The organism is Geobacillus sp. PLS 41 (genome assembly GCF_056494105.1).
Genome location: NZ_CM151395.1, coordinates 2,660,837 through 2,676,963 on the forward strand (window position 1 = coordinate 2,660,837; position 16,127 = coordinate 2,676,963).

The 16,127-nt window shown below is 49.5% G+C and carries 16 protein-coding genes and 1 pseudogene; 6 read left to right on the plus strand and 11 right to left on the minus strand.

Translation table 11 applies throughout. The annotated features are described in order from the left end of the window. The first annotated feature begins 155 nt into the window (after positions 1–155). Positions 156–1,052, plus strand: a complete 897-nt coding sequence (locus ACVX3G_RS13325) for a LysR family transcriptional regulator (RefSeq protein ID WP_023633969.1) — start codon at positions 156–158, stop codon at positions 1,050–1,052. Positions 1,053–1,082: 30 nt separating this feature from the next. Here the strand turns inward: ACVX3G_RS13325 and ACVX3G_RS13330 are convergent, their stop codons facing one another. The 4 genes from ACVX3G_RS13330 to ACVX3G_RS13345 form a co-directional block, all read right to left on the minus strand. Then, on the minus strand, positions 1,083–2,006 hold the full coding sequence (locus ACVX3G_RS13330; RefSeq protein WP_011230903.1) for a cation diffusion facilitator family transporter: 924 nt from the start codon (positions 2,004–2,006) through the stop codon (positions 1,083–1,085). Positions 2,007–2,023: 17 nt separating this feature from the next. After that, positions 2,024–2,332: an ArsR/SmtB family transcription factor gene (locus ACVX3G_RS13335; RefSeq protein WP_011230902.1), complete on the minus strand. Its 309-nt coding sequence runs from the start codon at positions 2,330–2,332 to the stop codon at positions 2,024–2,026. A gap of 193 nt (positions 2,333–2,525) precedes the next feature. Next, positions 2,526–2,843: a YbjQ family protein gene (locus tag ACVX3G_RS13340; RefSeq protein ID WP_011230901.1), complete on the minus strand. Its 318-nt coding sequence runs from the start codon at positions 2,841–2,843 to the stop codon at positions 2,526–2,528. Positions 2,844–2,899: 56 nt separating this feature from the next. Next, positions 2,900–3,382, minus strand: coding sequence for a DUF2935 domain-containing protein (locus ACVX3G_RS13345; RefSeq protein WP_025039160.1), 483 nt, complete (start codon positions 3,380–3,382; stop codon positions 2,900–2,902). A 147-nt stretch (positions 3,383–3,529) separates the two neighbouring features. Here ACVX3G_RS13345 and ACVX3G_RS13350 point away from each other — a divergent pair, with 147 nt between their 5' ends. Then, the gene (locus tag ACVX3G_RS13350) at positions 3,530–4,159 is read left to right on the plus strand and encodes an RNA polymerase sigma factor (protein WP_231926020.1); all 630 of its coding nucleotides are present in this window, start codon (positions 3,530–3,532) and stop codon (positions 4,157–4,159) included. Between the two features lie 15 nt (positions 4,160–4,174). Next, positions 4,175–5,836 (plus strand): LolA-like protein, encoded by a 1,662-nt coding sequence (locus ACVX3G_RS13355; protein WP_025039161.1) that lies wholly within the window; start codon positions 4,175–4,177, stop codon positions 5,834–5,836. A gap of 230 nt (positions 5,837–6,066) precedes the next feature. On the opposite strand, the gene ACVX3G_RS13360 is transcribed toward ACVX3G_RS13355, so the two are convergent. Continuing rightward, positions 6,067–6,324 (minus strand): membrane protein, encoded by a 258-nt coding sequence (locus ACVX3G_RS13360; RefSeq protein WP_011230898.1) that lies wholly within the window; start codon positions 6,322–6,324, stop codon positions 6,067–6,069. Between the two features lie 369 nt (positions 6,325–6,693). Here ACVX3G_RS13360 and ACVX3G_RS13365 point away from each other — a divergent pair, with 369 nt between their 5' ends. The 3 genes from ACVX3G_RS13365 (at position 6,694) to ACVX3G_RS13375 (ending at position 9,695) form a co-directional block, all read left to right on the plus strand. Beyond that, positions 6,694–7,533 (plus strand): MBL fold metallo-hydrolase, encoded by an 840-nt coding sequence (locus ACVX3G_RS13365; RefSeq protein WP_021322749.1) that lies wholly within the window; start codon positions 6,694–6,696, stop codon positions 7,531–7,533. 136 nt (positions 7,534–7,669) lie between these two features. Continuing rightward, complete coding sequence (gene speD / locus ACVX3G_RS13370) at positions 7,670–8,464, plus strand: adenosylmethionine decarboxylase (protein WP_011230896.1); 795 nt, start codon at positions 7,670–7,672, stop codon at positions 8,462–8,464. Between the two features lie 106 nt (positions 8,465–8,570). Continuing rightward, on the plus strand, positions 8,571–9,695 hold the full coding sequence (locus tag ACVX3G_RS13375; protein ID WP_011230895.1) for an NAD(P)/FAD-dependent oxidoreductase: 1,125 nt from the start codon (positions 8,571–8,573) through the stop codon (positions 9,693–9,695). Between the two features lie 105 nt (positions 9,696–9,800). On the opposite strand, the gene ACVX3G_RS13380 is transcribed toward ACVX3G_RS13375, so the two are convergent. The 6 genes and pseudogenes from ACVX3G_RS13380 to ACVX3G_RS13405 form a co-directional block, all read right to left on the minus strand. Beyond that, the gene (locus tag ACVX3G_RS13380) at positions 9,801–10,349 is read right to left on the minus strand and encodes a YpiB family protein (RefSeq protein WP_025039163.1); all 549 of its coding nucleotides are present in this window, start codon (positions 10,347–10,349) and stop codon (positions 9,801–9,803) included. Positions 10,350–10,698: 349 nt separating this feature from the next. After that, positions 10,699–12,204 (minus strand): malate:quinone oxidoreductase, encoded by a 1,506-nt coding sequence (locus ACVX3G_RS13385; protein WP_025039164.1) that lies wholly within the window; start codon positions 12,202–12,204, stop codon positions 10,699–10,701. Between the two features lie 409 nt (positions 12,205–12,613). Continuing rightward, positions 12,614–13,105, minus strand: coding sequence for a hypothetical protein (locus ACVX3G_RS13390; RefSeq protein ID WP_011230891.1), 492 nt, complete (start codon positions 13,103–13,105; stop codon positions 12,614–12,616). A 243-nt stretch (positions 13,106–13,348) separates the two neighbouring features. Further along, positions 13,349–14,217, minus strand: a pseudogene (locus ACVX3G_RS13395) (Rpn family recombination-promoting nuclease/putative transposase). 252 nt (positions 14,218–14,469) lie between these two features. Next, complete coding sequence (locus ACVX3G_RS13400) at positions 14,470–15,882, minus strand: amidase (protein ID WP_011230888.1); 1,413 nt, start codon at positions 15,880–15,882, stop codon at positions 14,470–14,472. After that, a complete protein-coding gene (locus ACVX3G_RS13405) occupies positions 15,848–16,057 on the minus strand; it encodes a hypothetical protein (RefSeq protein ID WP_014195569.1) in 210 nt (69 codons plus the stop codon). The genes ACVX3G_RS13400 and ACVX3G_RS13405 overlap by 35 nt, the downstream gene beginning before the upstream one ends. Between the last annotated feature and the right edge of the window lie 70 nt (positions 16,058–16,127).

Genomic DNA, 16,127 nt, shown 5'->3' on the forward strand with positions numbered 1-16,127 from the left:
TTCCTATAAGCCAAGTATACTTTAATGAGGGTATCATATTTACACTTTACCGCAAAACAAAACATTAGTAAAATAAATATAAATTATTAAAACTATTAACATCACTAATAATGATCCGCAACAAAACAGTCAGGCTGCATGCGAGGGGTTGGCCAATGTATTACGACGAGTTGAAGACGTTCATTACGTTAGCAGAAGTGAAAAATTTCACAAAGACGGCGGAAATTCTCCATTTATCCCAGCCAAGTGTCAGCTTGCACATTAAAAATTTAGAGAAGGAGTTCCAGACGAAACTGTTCATCCGCTCCCCGAAGCGGCTGCGCATGACGCCGACGGGCGAGCTGTTGTACGACCGCGCCAAACAAATGGTGGCGCTCTATGAACAAACAAAGCAAGACATTTTGGAGCACCATCATTCGGTGAAAGGCAAATTGACCATCGGCGCCAGCTTTACGATTGGGGAGTATATTTTGCCGCCGCTTTTGCCCGATTTCCAAAAACGTTACCCAGAGTTGGAGCTTGAGGTCATGATCGGCAACACAAAAGAAATTGTCGAACTCGTCAAATCATATCAAGTCGACATCGGCTTGATCGAAGGGCAAACGAACGAAAAAGAACTGTCCGTTCATCCGTTCATGCAGGACGAGCTTGTCATCGTCGCCTCCAACCGCCACGAACTGGCGCAAAAAGAGGAGGTCACGATCGCCGAGCTGCAAAACGAAGCATGGGTGGCGCGCGAAGTCGGGTCGGGAACAAGGGAATATTTCAACCATTTCATCCGCTCGAACGGGCTGAAAGTCAAATCGCTCATGATCATCAGCAGCAACCAAGGCATTAAAGAAACGTTGATCAACGGCAACGCCCTGTCCTTGCTGTCGCGCAGCGTCGTCGCCCGCGACATCGAGCACGGCCACCTGTCCATCGTTCGCCTGAACCATCCACCGTTTTACCGAATGTTTTCCTACATCTATGCACCGATTATGGAAAACAAACAAAACGTGCGCATTTTCCTTGAAGCCTTGCAAACCAATTGGACTGGCGTCAGCCAATAACAGAAGGGCGTGGTCATGGATGACCCGCCCTCACACTTCCATCTCCCCATGGCGGATGTGCGGCATTTCAATTTGAATCGTCGCATGGCGAATGTGAAAGCGCGTTTCGACCAAATCAATCGCCCGCTGCAAAACCGCCTGTCCATCGCATCCTTCCTCAATGAGCAAATGGCAGCTTAACGAATCAAGCCCCGAGGTGATCGTCCAAATATGCAAATCGTGGACATCGATCACCCCATCAATGCCCGAGAGCGCCGCCTTCACTTCCGCATGGTCAATCGCCGCCGGCGTTCCTTCCATTAAAATATGCACTGTCTGCTTGACTACGGCAAATGCTCCTTTTAGAATCAAAACCGCCACCGCGATGGAAATGAGCGGATCGGCCGCGTACCAATCGAACAGCCAGATGACAAGCCCTGCCGCCATCGCCCCGACCGAGCCTAACGCATCGCCGATCACGTGCAAATACGCACTGCGGACATTGACGTTCTCTTTGACATCCCCTTTGCGCATTAACACCCAAGCGCTCACGAGATTTGCCAACAACCCGACGGCGGCCACCGCCATCATCGGCCCGCTCGCGACAGCAGGTGGATTCACAAACCTCCCGACCGCTTCCCAAATAATCCAAGCGGCAATCACCACCAACGTGACCCCGTTTACGAGCGCCGCTAAAATCTCGAACCGGTAAAATCCATACGTTCTCTTCGGCGACGCGGGCTTCGCCGCCAGCCAAACCGCCGCCAGGCTTAACAGAAGCGAAATGGCATCACTCAGCATATGCCCCGAATCCGAAAGAAGAGCAAGGCTGTTCGTCACAAGCCCGCCGACAAACTCGAGCACCATGATCCCGATCGTTACACCGAGGGCAATCGCCAGCCCTTTTTGATTTCCTTCTCTGCCGTGATGATGCCCGTGATGGTGATCACAATGGCCGTGCGCGTGATGATGCATCCATCTTCTCTCCTTATTTATTGGTGTTGTGCGTGATCAATCGCCTGCTTTAGCAACGATATGACATGTTCGTCATCACATGAGTAAACCAACATCTTCCCCTCACGGCGATATTTCACAAGCCGCAACGTCCGAAGCAGCGCCAACTGATGGGAAACCGCCGATTGCGACATGCCGAGCACTTCCGCAATATGGCCTACATGGCATTCTTCCTGCGACAACAAATACAACATCTTCATCCGAGTCGGATCCGCTAGGGCTTTAAAGATCCGTGACACTTCCTCAATCACACTTTCATCTAAAAACGAATGATCCTCTGCGTTCATGGCTGTTCCCTCACATTTTAATATATGAGCATTTGTTCATATATGCGAACCATAAACCGCTTTTTTTTCTTCTGTCAATCCTATTTCAAGCTGCAAAACCCCATCAGCATCAACAGCCGATGCACTGACACCCCCACAACGGCAGCCGACAAAGCAAAAAAAAGCAGGGGCCGATAGACCCGCTGCTTTCCCATTACGATTTCAGCCGCACCGCCGTCCCCGTCGCAATGCACATCATCATGCCGTCGCGCAGCGTTTCAAAATCGAGATCCACCCCGATGACGGCGTTGGCGCCAAGGCTTCTCGCCTTATTGACCATCTCCTTGATCGCCATCTCCCGCCCTTCGGCCAGCTTGCTTTCATACGTTCCGCTCCGCCCGCCGATGATGTCGGTGATGCTGGCGAGAAAATCACGGACGACATTGGCGCCCAAAATGACCTCTCCCGCTACGATGCCCAAATACTCTTCAATTTCTTTTCCCTCAATGGTATTGGTGGTCGTGACAATCACAGCTATGTCCCCCTCGTGGCTCATCATAATAGGTGGAAGCACCCCATTCGATTATACTACGGCACATCATATGACGTCACCGATGGATTGGTCCGCAGTGCAGCCAATGCCGAATGAGTACCGTACAGCAACAACTGCGCGATGCCGACAAAATACTCCGATTCGCGAATGATGTGATCGAGCACCACCTTGGCGGTCGGGTTTTGGCTGACGGCTTTGCTGCGGGTTTTGATTTGCCGGCATAATTCGATGAACTGAAGGCTCTGCTCTAGGCAGTACGACACAAAATGGAGCACTTGTTGATGCAGTTGTTCAGGAACATAATGGCCGGCCCGAACCACCGATTCGATATAACGGACCGCGTGCTGATGCGCAGCCGAAAGCGCCTCCTCCCATTTTTTCAACGCTTCTACATATGGCGCTTCCAATCCAGACGCAAGCTCGCGAATGACGACCGTATGCTCCTCTTCTTGATGCTTCCAGAATTCAATCTCATCCAAAACGCGCAGCGGCATGTGTGGGCCGTAGTAAAATTGCACGCTCTTCCCTCCCTGTTTCTCCTCTTCTTTCAGTGTATGGGCAAAACAACGCGGATATGCACCATGATCGAAATGATCACAGCCTTCGTCCTTGTTTTACCTTGAAGATCGGCATAGCGACATGCATAGAAAACCGTTATCCAACCGATGGACACAGCCATCGATCAAAAAAACTTCCATGGCCGTAACGTTTTAAGCAGCTTCATCGTTTTTATTAGCGTAAATGACCCGATCGGGAAAAAGGAGTTACGATGTATGGTTCATGCGAATGAAGACAGCCGCGTCAACTGGATCGAACATTTATGCCTTTCCACTTGGGAGCCGGTCTACCGATTGATCTATTTTAAGGTCCAAAACCGTGAAGAAGCGGAAGACATCACACAAGAAACGTATGTAAGGGCCATCCCCTATTTGCAAAAAAACCACGTCCCCCCTGATAAACAGATGGCCTTTCTAAAAACAGTGGCCTTGAATATCATCCGGGATCGCTGGCGGCAGCACCAACGCCGAGGAACGACAGCCGATTTGGAAGCCATTGCCCCCAAAGAGGCTGCCTTTGAGGATCCTGCGGAATGGAGTGTACAGCGCATGACGATCGAAAAAGCGTTAAATGAACTCAATGAAGAGCAACGCACGGTGATCGAACTAAGAATTATAAAAGGGTATTCCGTCGCTGAAACCGCCCAAATCATGAACAAAAAAGAAACAACCATTCGCGTAATGCAGCATCGGGCATTGCAGTCTCTTACCCGCATTTTACATGACGGGATGAAATGAAGGAGGAGTCCATCGATGCATGACAACGAACGCCGATTATCCGATTATATCGATCAATTGAACGCCGAGAAAAAACCAAAAGACCATGAACATTTAGGGGCAGATCCCGAATTGCAAAAGCTGTTTCATACAGTCAGGCTCGTCCGCAACCTCAGGGAGCCTGCCATGCCGGAGCGGGATTTTCCAGCCAAACTGGTCCGTGCGGTCACCGATCAACTAGTGCAAACAAAACAGAAAAAGAAAAAACGGGCCTGGATGGCCAGCATCGCCGGCATCGCGGCTATGTTGGCCCTATCGTTGCTGATCCATTTCGCTTCACTCTTTGACCATCCCAACATTGTCAAGGCGATGGAAAAAGCCTTTCAAGACGTCAACGCCTACCATGGATTTTTGGAAATTGTCGAAACGAATGCCCAAGGCAAGACGACCACACAAGCCAAATTGGAAATTTGGGCCGACAAACACGGACGCTATTATATACAAGAACTGGAAGGTTCAAACAAAGGGCTGATTACCGTCAATAACGGGCAAACGAAATGGCAGATCCGGCCTTCCGAAAAACAAGTTCATCGATTTCCTGCCTTCCCTGATCCGTATCGTTTTGCCTTTGAACTCGGAAACGAAATCAAAGGGATCAAACAGGCCATATCAACGAACATCATCGGGGAAGAGAAGGCAGCCAACCGTCCATCTTGGATTGTCGAAGTCACCCCACAAGGAGGGGAGCCTTATCGGATATGGATTGATAAGGAAACCCGTCTTCCGTTGCAAAAACAATATGCAATGCAGCATGGGATCCAATACAAAATGACGTACACGAAAATCGAATGGAACCACGCTATCCCTGAAAAACTGCTGACCTACCATGTGCCAAAAGGGTTTCAAGAAGTCAACCAAAACCCGGAACAAATCGTCACCAACATCGATGAAGCAAAGGAGGCTGTCGGATTTCTGCCTGATACGGTCAGCCAAATCCCGTCTGGATATGTCCAAGACCGCATCGCGATCATACCGGACAAAAAACTGGTCAAACTCTATTACCGGGCACTGGACAAAGAGATTGTCATCATCCAAGGAAAAGCCATCGGCGAATGGAAACTTGCCCCAACCGCGATGGTCGGGAAAATTCATCACCAAACTGCTGAAATTCAGTCGCCGGTTGTAGAAGAATCAGGCGTGATCGGAGCAGGAGGACCATATGCCGGCCTGACGGACCTCCATTCGATTCGCTGGCGGCAAAACGGGTTTGAATACGCCGTTATCGGCCATGCCTCTTTGGGGGACTTGATCGCATTCACCAAAGAGCTGACAAACGGAGCCTTTGAAATGCCGACACATAAAGATCCATTCCCATTCAAGCCGAAGGTGGAAGTTCCTGTTGACTTGGAACGGGAGAAAAATGATCAAAAAAACGTCGATGCTGGAAGTTCGCCTTGGAAATTGGATCCTTTGTTTGTGGCTCAAGTATTTGTCAGCCTGCAAATGTCCCCTGGAGGCATTACTGGAGATTACCCGATTCACTATGAAGACTTGCGCATTATCCAAAACAACGGGAAGGAGGCCATCGTAGAAGTGGACGCCCACAACACTCCAATCAAGCGAGTATATTTGAAACGGCTGATCCGGCAAGACGCGACGGGAATATGGACGGTGGTGGGATATGATCCTGCTCCATAATGTTCACAGAGATGAATACTGATCTCCACTATCTGCGTCATGAAAAAGGAGAACGGCCATCCCCTTGTTCTCCTTTTTCTTCGTTATTCCCATAGAGTAGTGAAATCCTCGTCAATGGCACGGTCATTGTAGCTGATGCCGGATGGACGGCTATTAACGTCTAAAATCGGAAAAGCCGCCCCAACAGGCTTCGTTCCCCTTCGGGACCGGCTTTTTCCTTTTCCTTTTTGTTAGCCGCGAACCATTTGGTACACATGCATCACCAAGGCGCTGACCGCCGCCACTCCTACAAACGAAACCAAATACACCATCGGCGACCCCGTTTGGCCAAACACAACCTCATTTTGCAGCATGGCCGCTTTCTCCCAAGCATTCCCCACATCAGGCTTATAAAGCTTCGTTTTCCAATACCCTATGCCGATTGTTGATGCCAAATACACCACATGAACGATGATCGAAATGGCGAAAGCATGAATAACGGTTTTCATGAACATTCCCCTTCCACACTTGTTAGGAATACGTCAGGCGCTTCATGGAATGCACGTCCGCAAAAGTCCATCCATTGTGTTTGGCCCACATTGTAGTATGATCCCTATCATTTTACCATATTGAACAAGCTGCGCGAAATTGCCCCCCTTCATATTTCCGAATCGTTCCTTTTGATCAAACGTTCAATCCCTCCAAAAGAGGGGATATTCACAGACACTGGATTGAAGTAAGCTTAACGATAGCATCGTTTTTCTCCATCCCATCAAGCACATGATGTGCGTGAAACGCCAATAAAAATGAATGATCATTCATTTTGTTATGGTATAATGGTAACAACATCCTCACACCAATAAGGAGGCCCGTTCGCCATGCTGCTCGATAAAGTGATCAAAAAGCGGTTTGAAACGGAGACCGTGCAAAACGTGCGCATCGCCAAAGGAACGGCGATGTTTCAAGGCGTCCGTCTTACCGTCCGCTGCTTTGTCATCGATGGGGTGCTGATTGACACCGGCGCAAAATCGATGGAAAACGAATTTACTTCGTTTTTCCAACAACAAGACATCGACCAAGTCGTCATCACCCATTATCACGAAGACCATACCGGCTGCGCAGCGTTTTTGCAGCGGAAGATGGGCCTGCCCATCTATATGAACGAACTGATGATCCATTATTGCCAGCAAAAGGCGGACTATCCGCTCTATCGAAAAGTGTTTTGGGGCAAGCGCGATCCATTCACCGCCAAGCCCATCGGCACGACGTTTTCCTCGCGAAGCGCAACGTGGGACGTCATCCCGACGCCAGGTCATTCCATCGATCATGTGGCGTTTTTGAACCGCGAAACGGGGCAATTGTTCAGCGGCGACTTGTACTGTCAGGAGAAAACGAAAGTCATCTTGCGCGAGGAAAACATCCCGGCGATCATCGCCTCCTTGCAACGCACGTTGACATACGATTTCGGCGACGTCTTCTGCGCCCATGCCAGCTATCTCCCAAACGGGCGCGAGGCCTTGCAGCGAAAACTCGATTACTTGCTTGAACTTCAAGGCAACATCATCGATTTATACGAAAAAGGCATGCCGCCGAAACAAATTCAAGAAACGCTTTTCCCGAAAAAATATCCGATCGTCTTTTTTTCGGCGAAGGAGTGGGACTCCCTTCACATTGTCCGGTCGGTCATTCAAGAATATCAAGCGAAACGGGCAAGCTGAAGCGGACGCTTCCCGGAAATGGCCATAGACCATTAGGGCAAGCCCATATTCCGTTTTCTTCCATTTCAAATGAAAAATTACTATCTTCGCCAGCAACGGGACAAATTAAGAAAAAACGAAAGGATGGGTCCCGTCGATGAACGAAACACCGCGCGTCAAGCTGCACGGGTTCAACAACTTGACGAAATCGCTCAGCTTCAATATGTACGATATTTGCTATACGAAAACGGCGAAGGAGCGGGAGGCGTATATCGAATACATTGACGACGTGTACAATGCCGAACGGCTGACGAATATTTTAAAACGTGTCGCCGACATGATCGGCGCCCATGTGTTAAACATCGCCAAACAAGATTACGTTCCGCAGGGCGCGAGCGTGGCGATGCTCGTTTCCGAGGGGCCGGTCGTCGAGGTGCCCGAAGATGACGGCCCTTTGCCGGAGGCGGTGGTGCTTTCCCTTGACAAAAGCCATATCACCGTCCATACATACCCAGAATACCACCCGAATGACGGAATCAGCACGTTCCGCGCCGATATTGATGTCGTCACATGCGGGGAAATTTCGCCGCTCAAAGCGCTCGACTATTTGATTCATTCATTTGACGCCGACATTATGATCATCGACTACCGCGTGCGCGGATTTACGCGCGACATTCACGGATACAAGCTGTTTATCGACCATGACATTACGTCGATTCAAGATTATATCCCGGAGCACATTCGCGAAAAGTACGATATGATCGACGTAAACATTTACCAAGAGAATATTTTTCACACAAAATGCAAGTTGAAACAGTTTGACTTGGACAACTACTTGTTTGGCTATGCAAAAGAGGATTTGAGCGAACAAGAAGCGAATGAAACAACCGCCAAGCTGAGAAGGGAAATGGATGAAATCTTTTACGGAAAAAATATGCCGAACACCGTTTGACGCGGGCGCCTTTTTGACGCCTGCCGGCTTTCGGGCCGGCCCACACCGGTTCCCGATTGGCGCCGTCTATGGTATGCTAGTAGAAAAAAGGAAAAGGTGTTCATGAATGAAGTACATCATCGTCGGAGCCGGCATTTTAGGGGCCTCGACCGCTTACCATTTGGCCAAGGAAGGCGCAAACGTGATCATCATCGACCGCGGCGACAAAGGGCAGGCGACCGGTGCGGCGGCGGGGATTGTCTGCCCTTGGCTGTCGCAGCGCCGCAACCAAAAATGGTACCGATTGGCCAAAAACGGAGCGAAGTTTTACCCCTCCCTCATCGAAGAACTGCAAGCGCTCGGGGAAACGGACACCGGTTATGCGCGCGTCGGGGCGCTTTGCCTGCATACAGACGAACAGAAACTGGAACAAATGGAGGAGCGCGCTCGCAAACGGCGCGAAGACGCGCCGGAAATGGGAGAGATCGTGCGGCTTCATCCCCATGAGGCGAAGGAGCTGTTTCCGCCGCTTGGCGGTGAGCATCATGCCCTATATGTGAGCGGCGCCGCCCGAGTGAACGGCCGGGCGGTGCGGGACGCCCTCACAAACGCGGCCCAAAAGCTTGGCGCCGCCTACATCCGCGGAAACGCCCAGATCCTGTTTGAAGGCTCCCGCGTCATCGGCGTGGAAGTCAATGGAGCGAAATACACGGCCGAAGCGGTCATCGTCACAGCCGGCGCATGGGCTGGCGAACTGCTTGAGCCGCTGGGCGTTCGGTTTGCCGTCACTCCGCAAAAAGGACAAATCGTTCATCTCGAATGGTTGGCAGGCGAGACTGGCCGATGGCCGGTCGTCATGCCGCCGAACAATCAGTATATGCTCGCCTTCCCTAGAGGGCGAATCATCATCGGAACGACCCATGAAGATGAAGCGGGGATGGATGTCCGCGCCACCGCCGGCGGCATCCACGAAATACTGGACAAAGCGCTCGCCGTCGCGCCAGGGCTGTCGGCGTGCACCTACGTGGAAACACGGGTCGGGTTTCGCCCGCGCACGCCTGGGTTTCTCCCGATCTTCGGACCGCTTCCGGGCTTTTCTGGGGTGTATATCGCCAATGGGCTCGGCTCCTCAGGTCTCACCGTCGGCCCGTATTTAGGAAAGGAGTTGGCGAAACTCGTCATCGGCCTGCCGACGGAACTCGACCCAAGCGATTATGACGCAGCAAGCGCCGTCGCACCGATCGTTCAATGAGGGGGATCAGAAAAAGCAACAACGGAGCTTCCACGATATGGACAATAGCCAACGCAGCGACTGATATCCCTTTCTCACCGTCAGGGCAAAGCTGACCGTGTTTTGTCAGCTTTGTCCTTCATATTTTTTCAACTGCTCCGTCAGCTTGTGAAACAGCTCCATATCTTTGCGGTCAAGCGCTTGATCGATTTGCATCTTCAAAATCGACACTTCATGGCGTTTCAACGCTTCATCGAGCACTTGCTCGGCCGCTTTCGCCATTTTCTCATGGCGCTCATGCCGACGGACGTTTTCAAACGCTTGGTGATCAATGAGCCGAAGGTACGAAAAATTCCTTGCCTTTCCTGGAAAATGAAGCGTCAAATAGAGCGGTTCATTTGGATGCAGCGCCAAATCGCCCATAATGGCGGCCAAACTCGTGCTTTTTTGACCGCGTCGATAAAACACAAGCCCCTCTTCTTCCGCCATCGCGGTTGAGATGATGAGCCACCGCGCTTGCTTTTGCTCGGTTTCCGTAAACTGGACGTTCTCAAGCAAATGGGGGTGCTGAAGCAAATACTTAAGCACAAATCGGGCATCCGGATGCTTTAAGCGATGATTGTGCAAAAACGATGTTAAAAAATTGCGCTTTTCCAAAGCCGACACCCACCTCATCATTGCGTCACCCCCTTCACCCTAGCCTATTCGCCTGCCACCGCGGAGTTGTCTGACCATCTCCTCATTGTTCAAAAACCAAGGGACGAACCGCGACACAGGTTTATTCAACGTGAAGCAAATGATAGCGTAAAAACGTCTATTCCCATTCCATCCATTTACTTACTTTCAGTATAACCGATTTTGCCCCATCACGCAGCCGCGAGCGGTGTTCAAGGCTTCCGCCGCACATCTTTGATCCCATCAACAGAACAACAATCAAAATAGGAAAACAGCTGCCCTTCGTCTTCAGGCAGCTGTTTCTCACAGACGGCCAAGCTATCCCCAGCAGGCCGCAATTGGCATGGGCCTACGCAAGCTGCAGCGCAAAGTGGCCATTTAACCCGAGCGCTTCCGCTGTAGACGCTTGCACTTGCCGCAAAAGCGATTCGTTTTTCATCAATGATTCACCGTAGGACGGAATCATTTCTTTCACTTTCGGTCGCCATTGTTTCATCTGCTCTGGGAAACATTTCTCAATCACTTCCAACATCACATGAACCGCCGTCGATGCGCCTGGCGAAGCGCCGAGCAACGCCGCGATCGAGCCATCGGCCGCATGAACGACCTCCGTGCCGAACTGCAGCGTTCCTTTGCCGCCAGCTTCCGTGTCTTTAATCACTTGCACGCGCTGACCAGCGACGATGATGTCCCATTCGTCGCTTTTCGCCGTCGGGACAAATTCACGCAGCTCCTGCATGCGCTGTTCTTTGGACAACAGCACTTGCTGGATCAAATAGTTGGTCAAGGCCATATTTTTCACGCCCGCCGCCAAGATCGTCAATACGTTATGCGGCTTGATTGAAGTGAACAAGTCGAGCATCGATCCGTTTTTCAAAAATTTCGGCGAAAAACCAGCAAACGGCCCAAACAGCAGCATCTTTTGATTGTCGATGAACCGCGTGTCCAAATGCGGCACCGACATCGGCGGCGCCCCGACTTTCGCTTTGCCGTACACTTTCGCATGGTGCTTTTCCACCACTTCCGGATTGTTGCACACCATAAACAACCCGCTCACCGGGAAACCGCCAATCCCCTTTCCTTCGGGAATGCCGGATTTTTGCAACAAATGGAGGCTGCCTCCCCCGGCGCCGATGAAGACGAACTTGGCCGCATGGCGCTCAACGGCGCCCGTGTCCAAATTCCGCACCTTCAACTCCCATAAGCCATCGCTTGTCCGTTGGATATCCTCGACATGATGGCGGTAGTGAATGTTGACATTTTTCCGTTTCAAATGTTCAAACAGTTGGCGCGTCAACGCCCCGAAGTTCACGTCCGTCCCCGATTCGATGCGGGTCGCCGCAATCGGTTCGGTCACAACCCGATCTTCCATCATGAGCGGCACCCATTCGGCCAACTTTTTCGGGTCATCGGAAAATCCCATCCCTTTAAACAGCGGATTGGCCGCCATCATTTCATGCCGCTTTTTCAAAAACGCCACATTGTCTTCCCCTTGCACGAAGCTCATATGCGGCAGCGGGCGGATGAACTCTTTTGGATTCGCGAGCACTCCGCTGTTCACTAAATGAGCCCAAAACTGCAAGGAGACGTAAAACTGTTCATTGATTTTGATCGCTTTGCTGATGTCGATCGACCCATCGGACTTCTCAACGGTATAGTTCAGCTCGCAAAGCGCCGCATGCCCCGTCCCGGCGTTGTTCCACTCGTTGGAGCTTTCCGCTCCTGCCTCTTCCAGTCTTTCAAAGACGACAATGTCCCACTCGGGCGCCAATTCCTTCAAGAGCGTCCCCAACGTCGCGCTCATAATGCCAGCGCCGATTAAAATGACATCCATTTTTCCTTGTTTGTTGCCCATGTTTACCATCCCTATCCATGAATAGTTGTAAAAGAGCATCGAGCGATCGCTCGAAATGATTCCACCGATACCCCTTTTGTTTTTGAGGGCGATTACAAAATTTATTATAACACAATTGATTAATAGTATGTCACTATTATCGATTTTAACAAAAATATATTAATATAATTCAATGCACCGTTGCATATTCATGACATCAACACGACCATCCGCAATCGCCCTTCACAATAATTTTACAAAATCGTTGAATATTTCGCCACCATCTCGAGAAAAAACGCAGAGATTTTTCAAGAAGACTGATGAAAAACAAACGAAATCATTTCATAGCAGCAAAAAAGACGGCTCCATGCCGCCAAAGCGTCATATAAGCCATCTACACCCGAAACATTCCAAGGTGACATCCATCGTATTAGGCAATCGTTTTTTCAATTTCTCTAACAAATGGCTCGTGCGAAGTATTCTCTAAAAAATCTTCGAATATTTCATCAAGTTGCAAGTTGAGATCTTCATTGACCTCATTCCCGTCCTCGTCATAAATCTCAAAGTGGCTGTACTTCCATTGATCAAATGTTTCCCTAAGCAAGTCACAGTATGTCACCCAACGCTTTCCATAGTTAGACATATACGTCGGCACCCATTGATCAATGTAAACGTTGTTTAACAACTCATCTAACGGAGAACAATAAAATCGCGAGCCCTTACTTCTCCCCAGCGACCGGACAAGCTCGGCGAACTCTTCCTTCTTCATTTTCCTCACTTCACCGGAATAGTCATAGCTGATCTTGCCGTTGTATGGGTTGATGAATGGTTCAGCGGTGTATATCCATTGGTGCGGTATATGCGTTTGAATCACTTCCATGAGCATTCGGGCAATGAGTTGCGGGATATCACGGAAATCCAATTTTTCTCTTCCTCCCTCACAAGAAGATGCGAAACAACACCGTCTTTCATCCCGCAATGGAAACCGTAGGATGAAAGGCGGCCAAATTTCGTAATCAAGCAAGGCGCTTCCGCGGTCACGGTCTTCACAAACGCTGCGGCCCTTCGGCATCCTTAGGCCATGCCGTCCATACGACGATCAATTGGTCGCTTGTCGTCACCAACCTTCTTATTCCCCATGGCCATCCCCTTGTTTTTTATTTCCCTACTCTTCAAGCAATCCCCGAACATCTTCCTCTAGAAGATCCACCAACCGAGCAATGTCTTCCACCGTCATTCCTTTGCGCTCCATGTTACGAATCAGCTGTTTCATTTCTTGTTGAATTCCACGTTCCATCCCTTCTTCCAACCCCTCCTTCCCTTTTGCTCATAGGAAATGATCAGCCCCAACACGTTCTCTTTTTCTTTCGTTTCCATCGCCTTCACTTCTCTTTGCAGTTGTTGCTCTTCCTCCTCCGACAACTTCACATACGTTTCAAAAAAGCCCAAGAGCAGCCGCTGCCTCGCTTCATCCAGCTCCAATCGCACCAACATGCGCAAAAACTCTTTTTTCAACTCGACTTTCTCACTTTCAGTATACCCCATTTTGCCAAGCAGCGCAGCCGCAATCGGATTGTCATGCCGAATAGAATCCCGCCAATGTTTCTTGCGCAGCTCCACCGGGAAAAAGCGGAACTGCAGCACCTCGCCAAAGGGAAACTCAATCGAAAACACGGACGGTTCATCACGGAGGGCATCATGGCTGAAGACGGCAATGGGAACAATGCGGATGCGGTATTTTTCAAACAAACGGCTGAAATAGACAAACATGCGCTCCGGAAAGGACGACTGCACGCAGCTTTGATTCTCCACATGAACGATGATCAGTCCATCTTCCCCTTTCAGCTTCGTCTCGACCGACAGATCAACGCGGTATTTTTCTCCTGCGGTCACATCAGTGAACAGTTCTTCGGACAAAAAGGACAAATGGCGGAAATCGATATGCTCGTGCATGTCGGGGAAAAAGAGGAGGAAAAACTCTTCGAAGAACGTCTGGATCAGCTCTTTGAACAACCGGTCATGGTCAATGGCCATCCGATCACCTCACGATGAAGATGTTCACCAACTATCATTCGTGAGCACGAGGCGAAAATCCTGCATGGAAGACATAAAAAATGGAGAGCCAGGAAAAAAGCTCTCCGTTTTGTGCTTGCTCCCCGTCATACAAACAGCAGCGAACGCGAGTGAAAAACACTCAGTTGAAAAAGGCTGCTTCAAAAAGTTATGTCATCATCACCTTTTGAGACCGCCCTTCAGTAAGTACATCGCCACGACCAGCGTTTGCTTTTACTTTCTTAGAACGGCCGGCGGGTATTTCAGCTCAGGATGCAACGTTTCAAACACATCAGCAACATTTAATATCGTTCCTTCCCCAAAGGCTGGGCCGATGATTTGCATCCCTACAGGAAGTCCTTGAACAAAACCACATGGCACCGTTACAACAGGCAAGCCCGTCAAGTTAAACGGTCCTGTAAAACGGATGATATGGTCAAGAAAGTTTACTTCCTCTCCATTGATCCATACCGTATCCTGCCCGATTTTGGGAGGGAGAAACGGAATGGTTGGGGTGATCAAAACATCTACCTTATTGAATATTTCCATGAACTCGTGATCCAATTTCAAACGAATTTGTTGCGCTTCCAAGTAGTCTACAGCGGAAGGGAGTTCTCCAAGCTTTAAAAGGAAACGGACATCATCGCCAAAATCTTCTTCCCTTTCTACTAAATGATTGTGATGAATAGCGCTGGCTTCTGAAAGAATCGTGATCATTTCCGCATACTGCGCATATTGCAATGTTGGAATTCGCACGGTTTCTACAACAGCACCTTCGCGTTCCAAAGAAGCAATCGCCTGTTTAACCGCTCTTTCGACTCCTTCATCCACATGATCAAAGAAGTACGGTTCTATGCCAATTTTTACACCTTTAACAGACTCCATGAATTGTGTGGAATAACTCGTTGCAGGGGCATCGGTGGAAGTAGGATCTTTTGGGTCGTATCCTGCCATGGCTTCTAAAATATAGGCAGCGTCCCTCGCCGTTTTCGCCATCGGACCGATATGGTCCAACGACCATGCAAGCGGGAAACAACCATATTTGCTTACTAGTCCATAGGTGGGCTTTAAACCGACAATGCCGCAAAACGAAGAAGGAATTCGAATCGAACCACCGGTATCTGTTCCTAGGGAAGCAATCGTCATATGCGCCGCCGTTGCGACCCCCGATCCTCCGCTTGAGCCTCCGGGAATGCGTTCAGGATCCCAAGGATTTCGGGCAGGTCCGAAATGAGGATTATTGTTCGTTGCTCCCCAAGCATACTCATGCAAGTTTGTTTTTCCAGGAAACACTGCTCCCGCTTCCGTCAACTTCTCGATTACTGTCGCACTGTAAGTTGGCCGGAAGTTTCGGTGAATTTTTGACCCCATCGTTGTTGTTTCATTAGCTACGTAAAGAATATCTTTGATTGCTATAGGGATGCCATGTAGCGGGCCGCGGTAATTTCCAGATCGGATTTCCGATTCCGCCAACTCAGCTTGCTTGCGTGCTTTCTCTGCTGTCACCTCTATATAGGCATTCAGCTTATTGTTTAATGTTTCAATTTGTTCGAGTACATCGTCAACGAGTTCAACAGGTGAAACTTCTTTGTTTTTTAGAAGAGGGGAAAGTTCAGAGATTGTTTTCGTATTTAGCCGTTTTTCCACGATACACACCTCCCGGTTGGTGGACGACTCCAATATCTGCCTCATTCAAACCAAGTTTTTCGACTCCCTGTTTTAGTTGCTGAATGGCTTTCCACTGATGCTCAAGCATCATCAATTCCTGTTCTGAACACTTAATCCCTTTTTCTCTTAATTTCTTTTCTATGCTATTGCTCATTTCGTTTCCTCCCTTCTAAAATTATTATACATTACAAGAATTAAATTCCAAAATATTTTGACTTAACAAA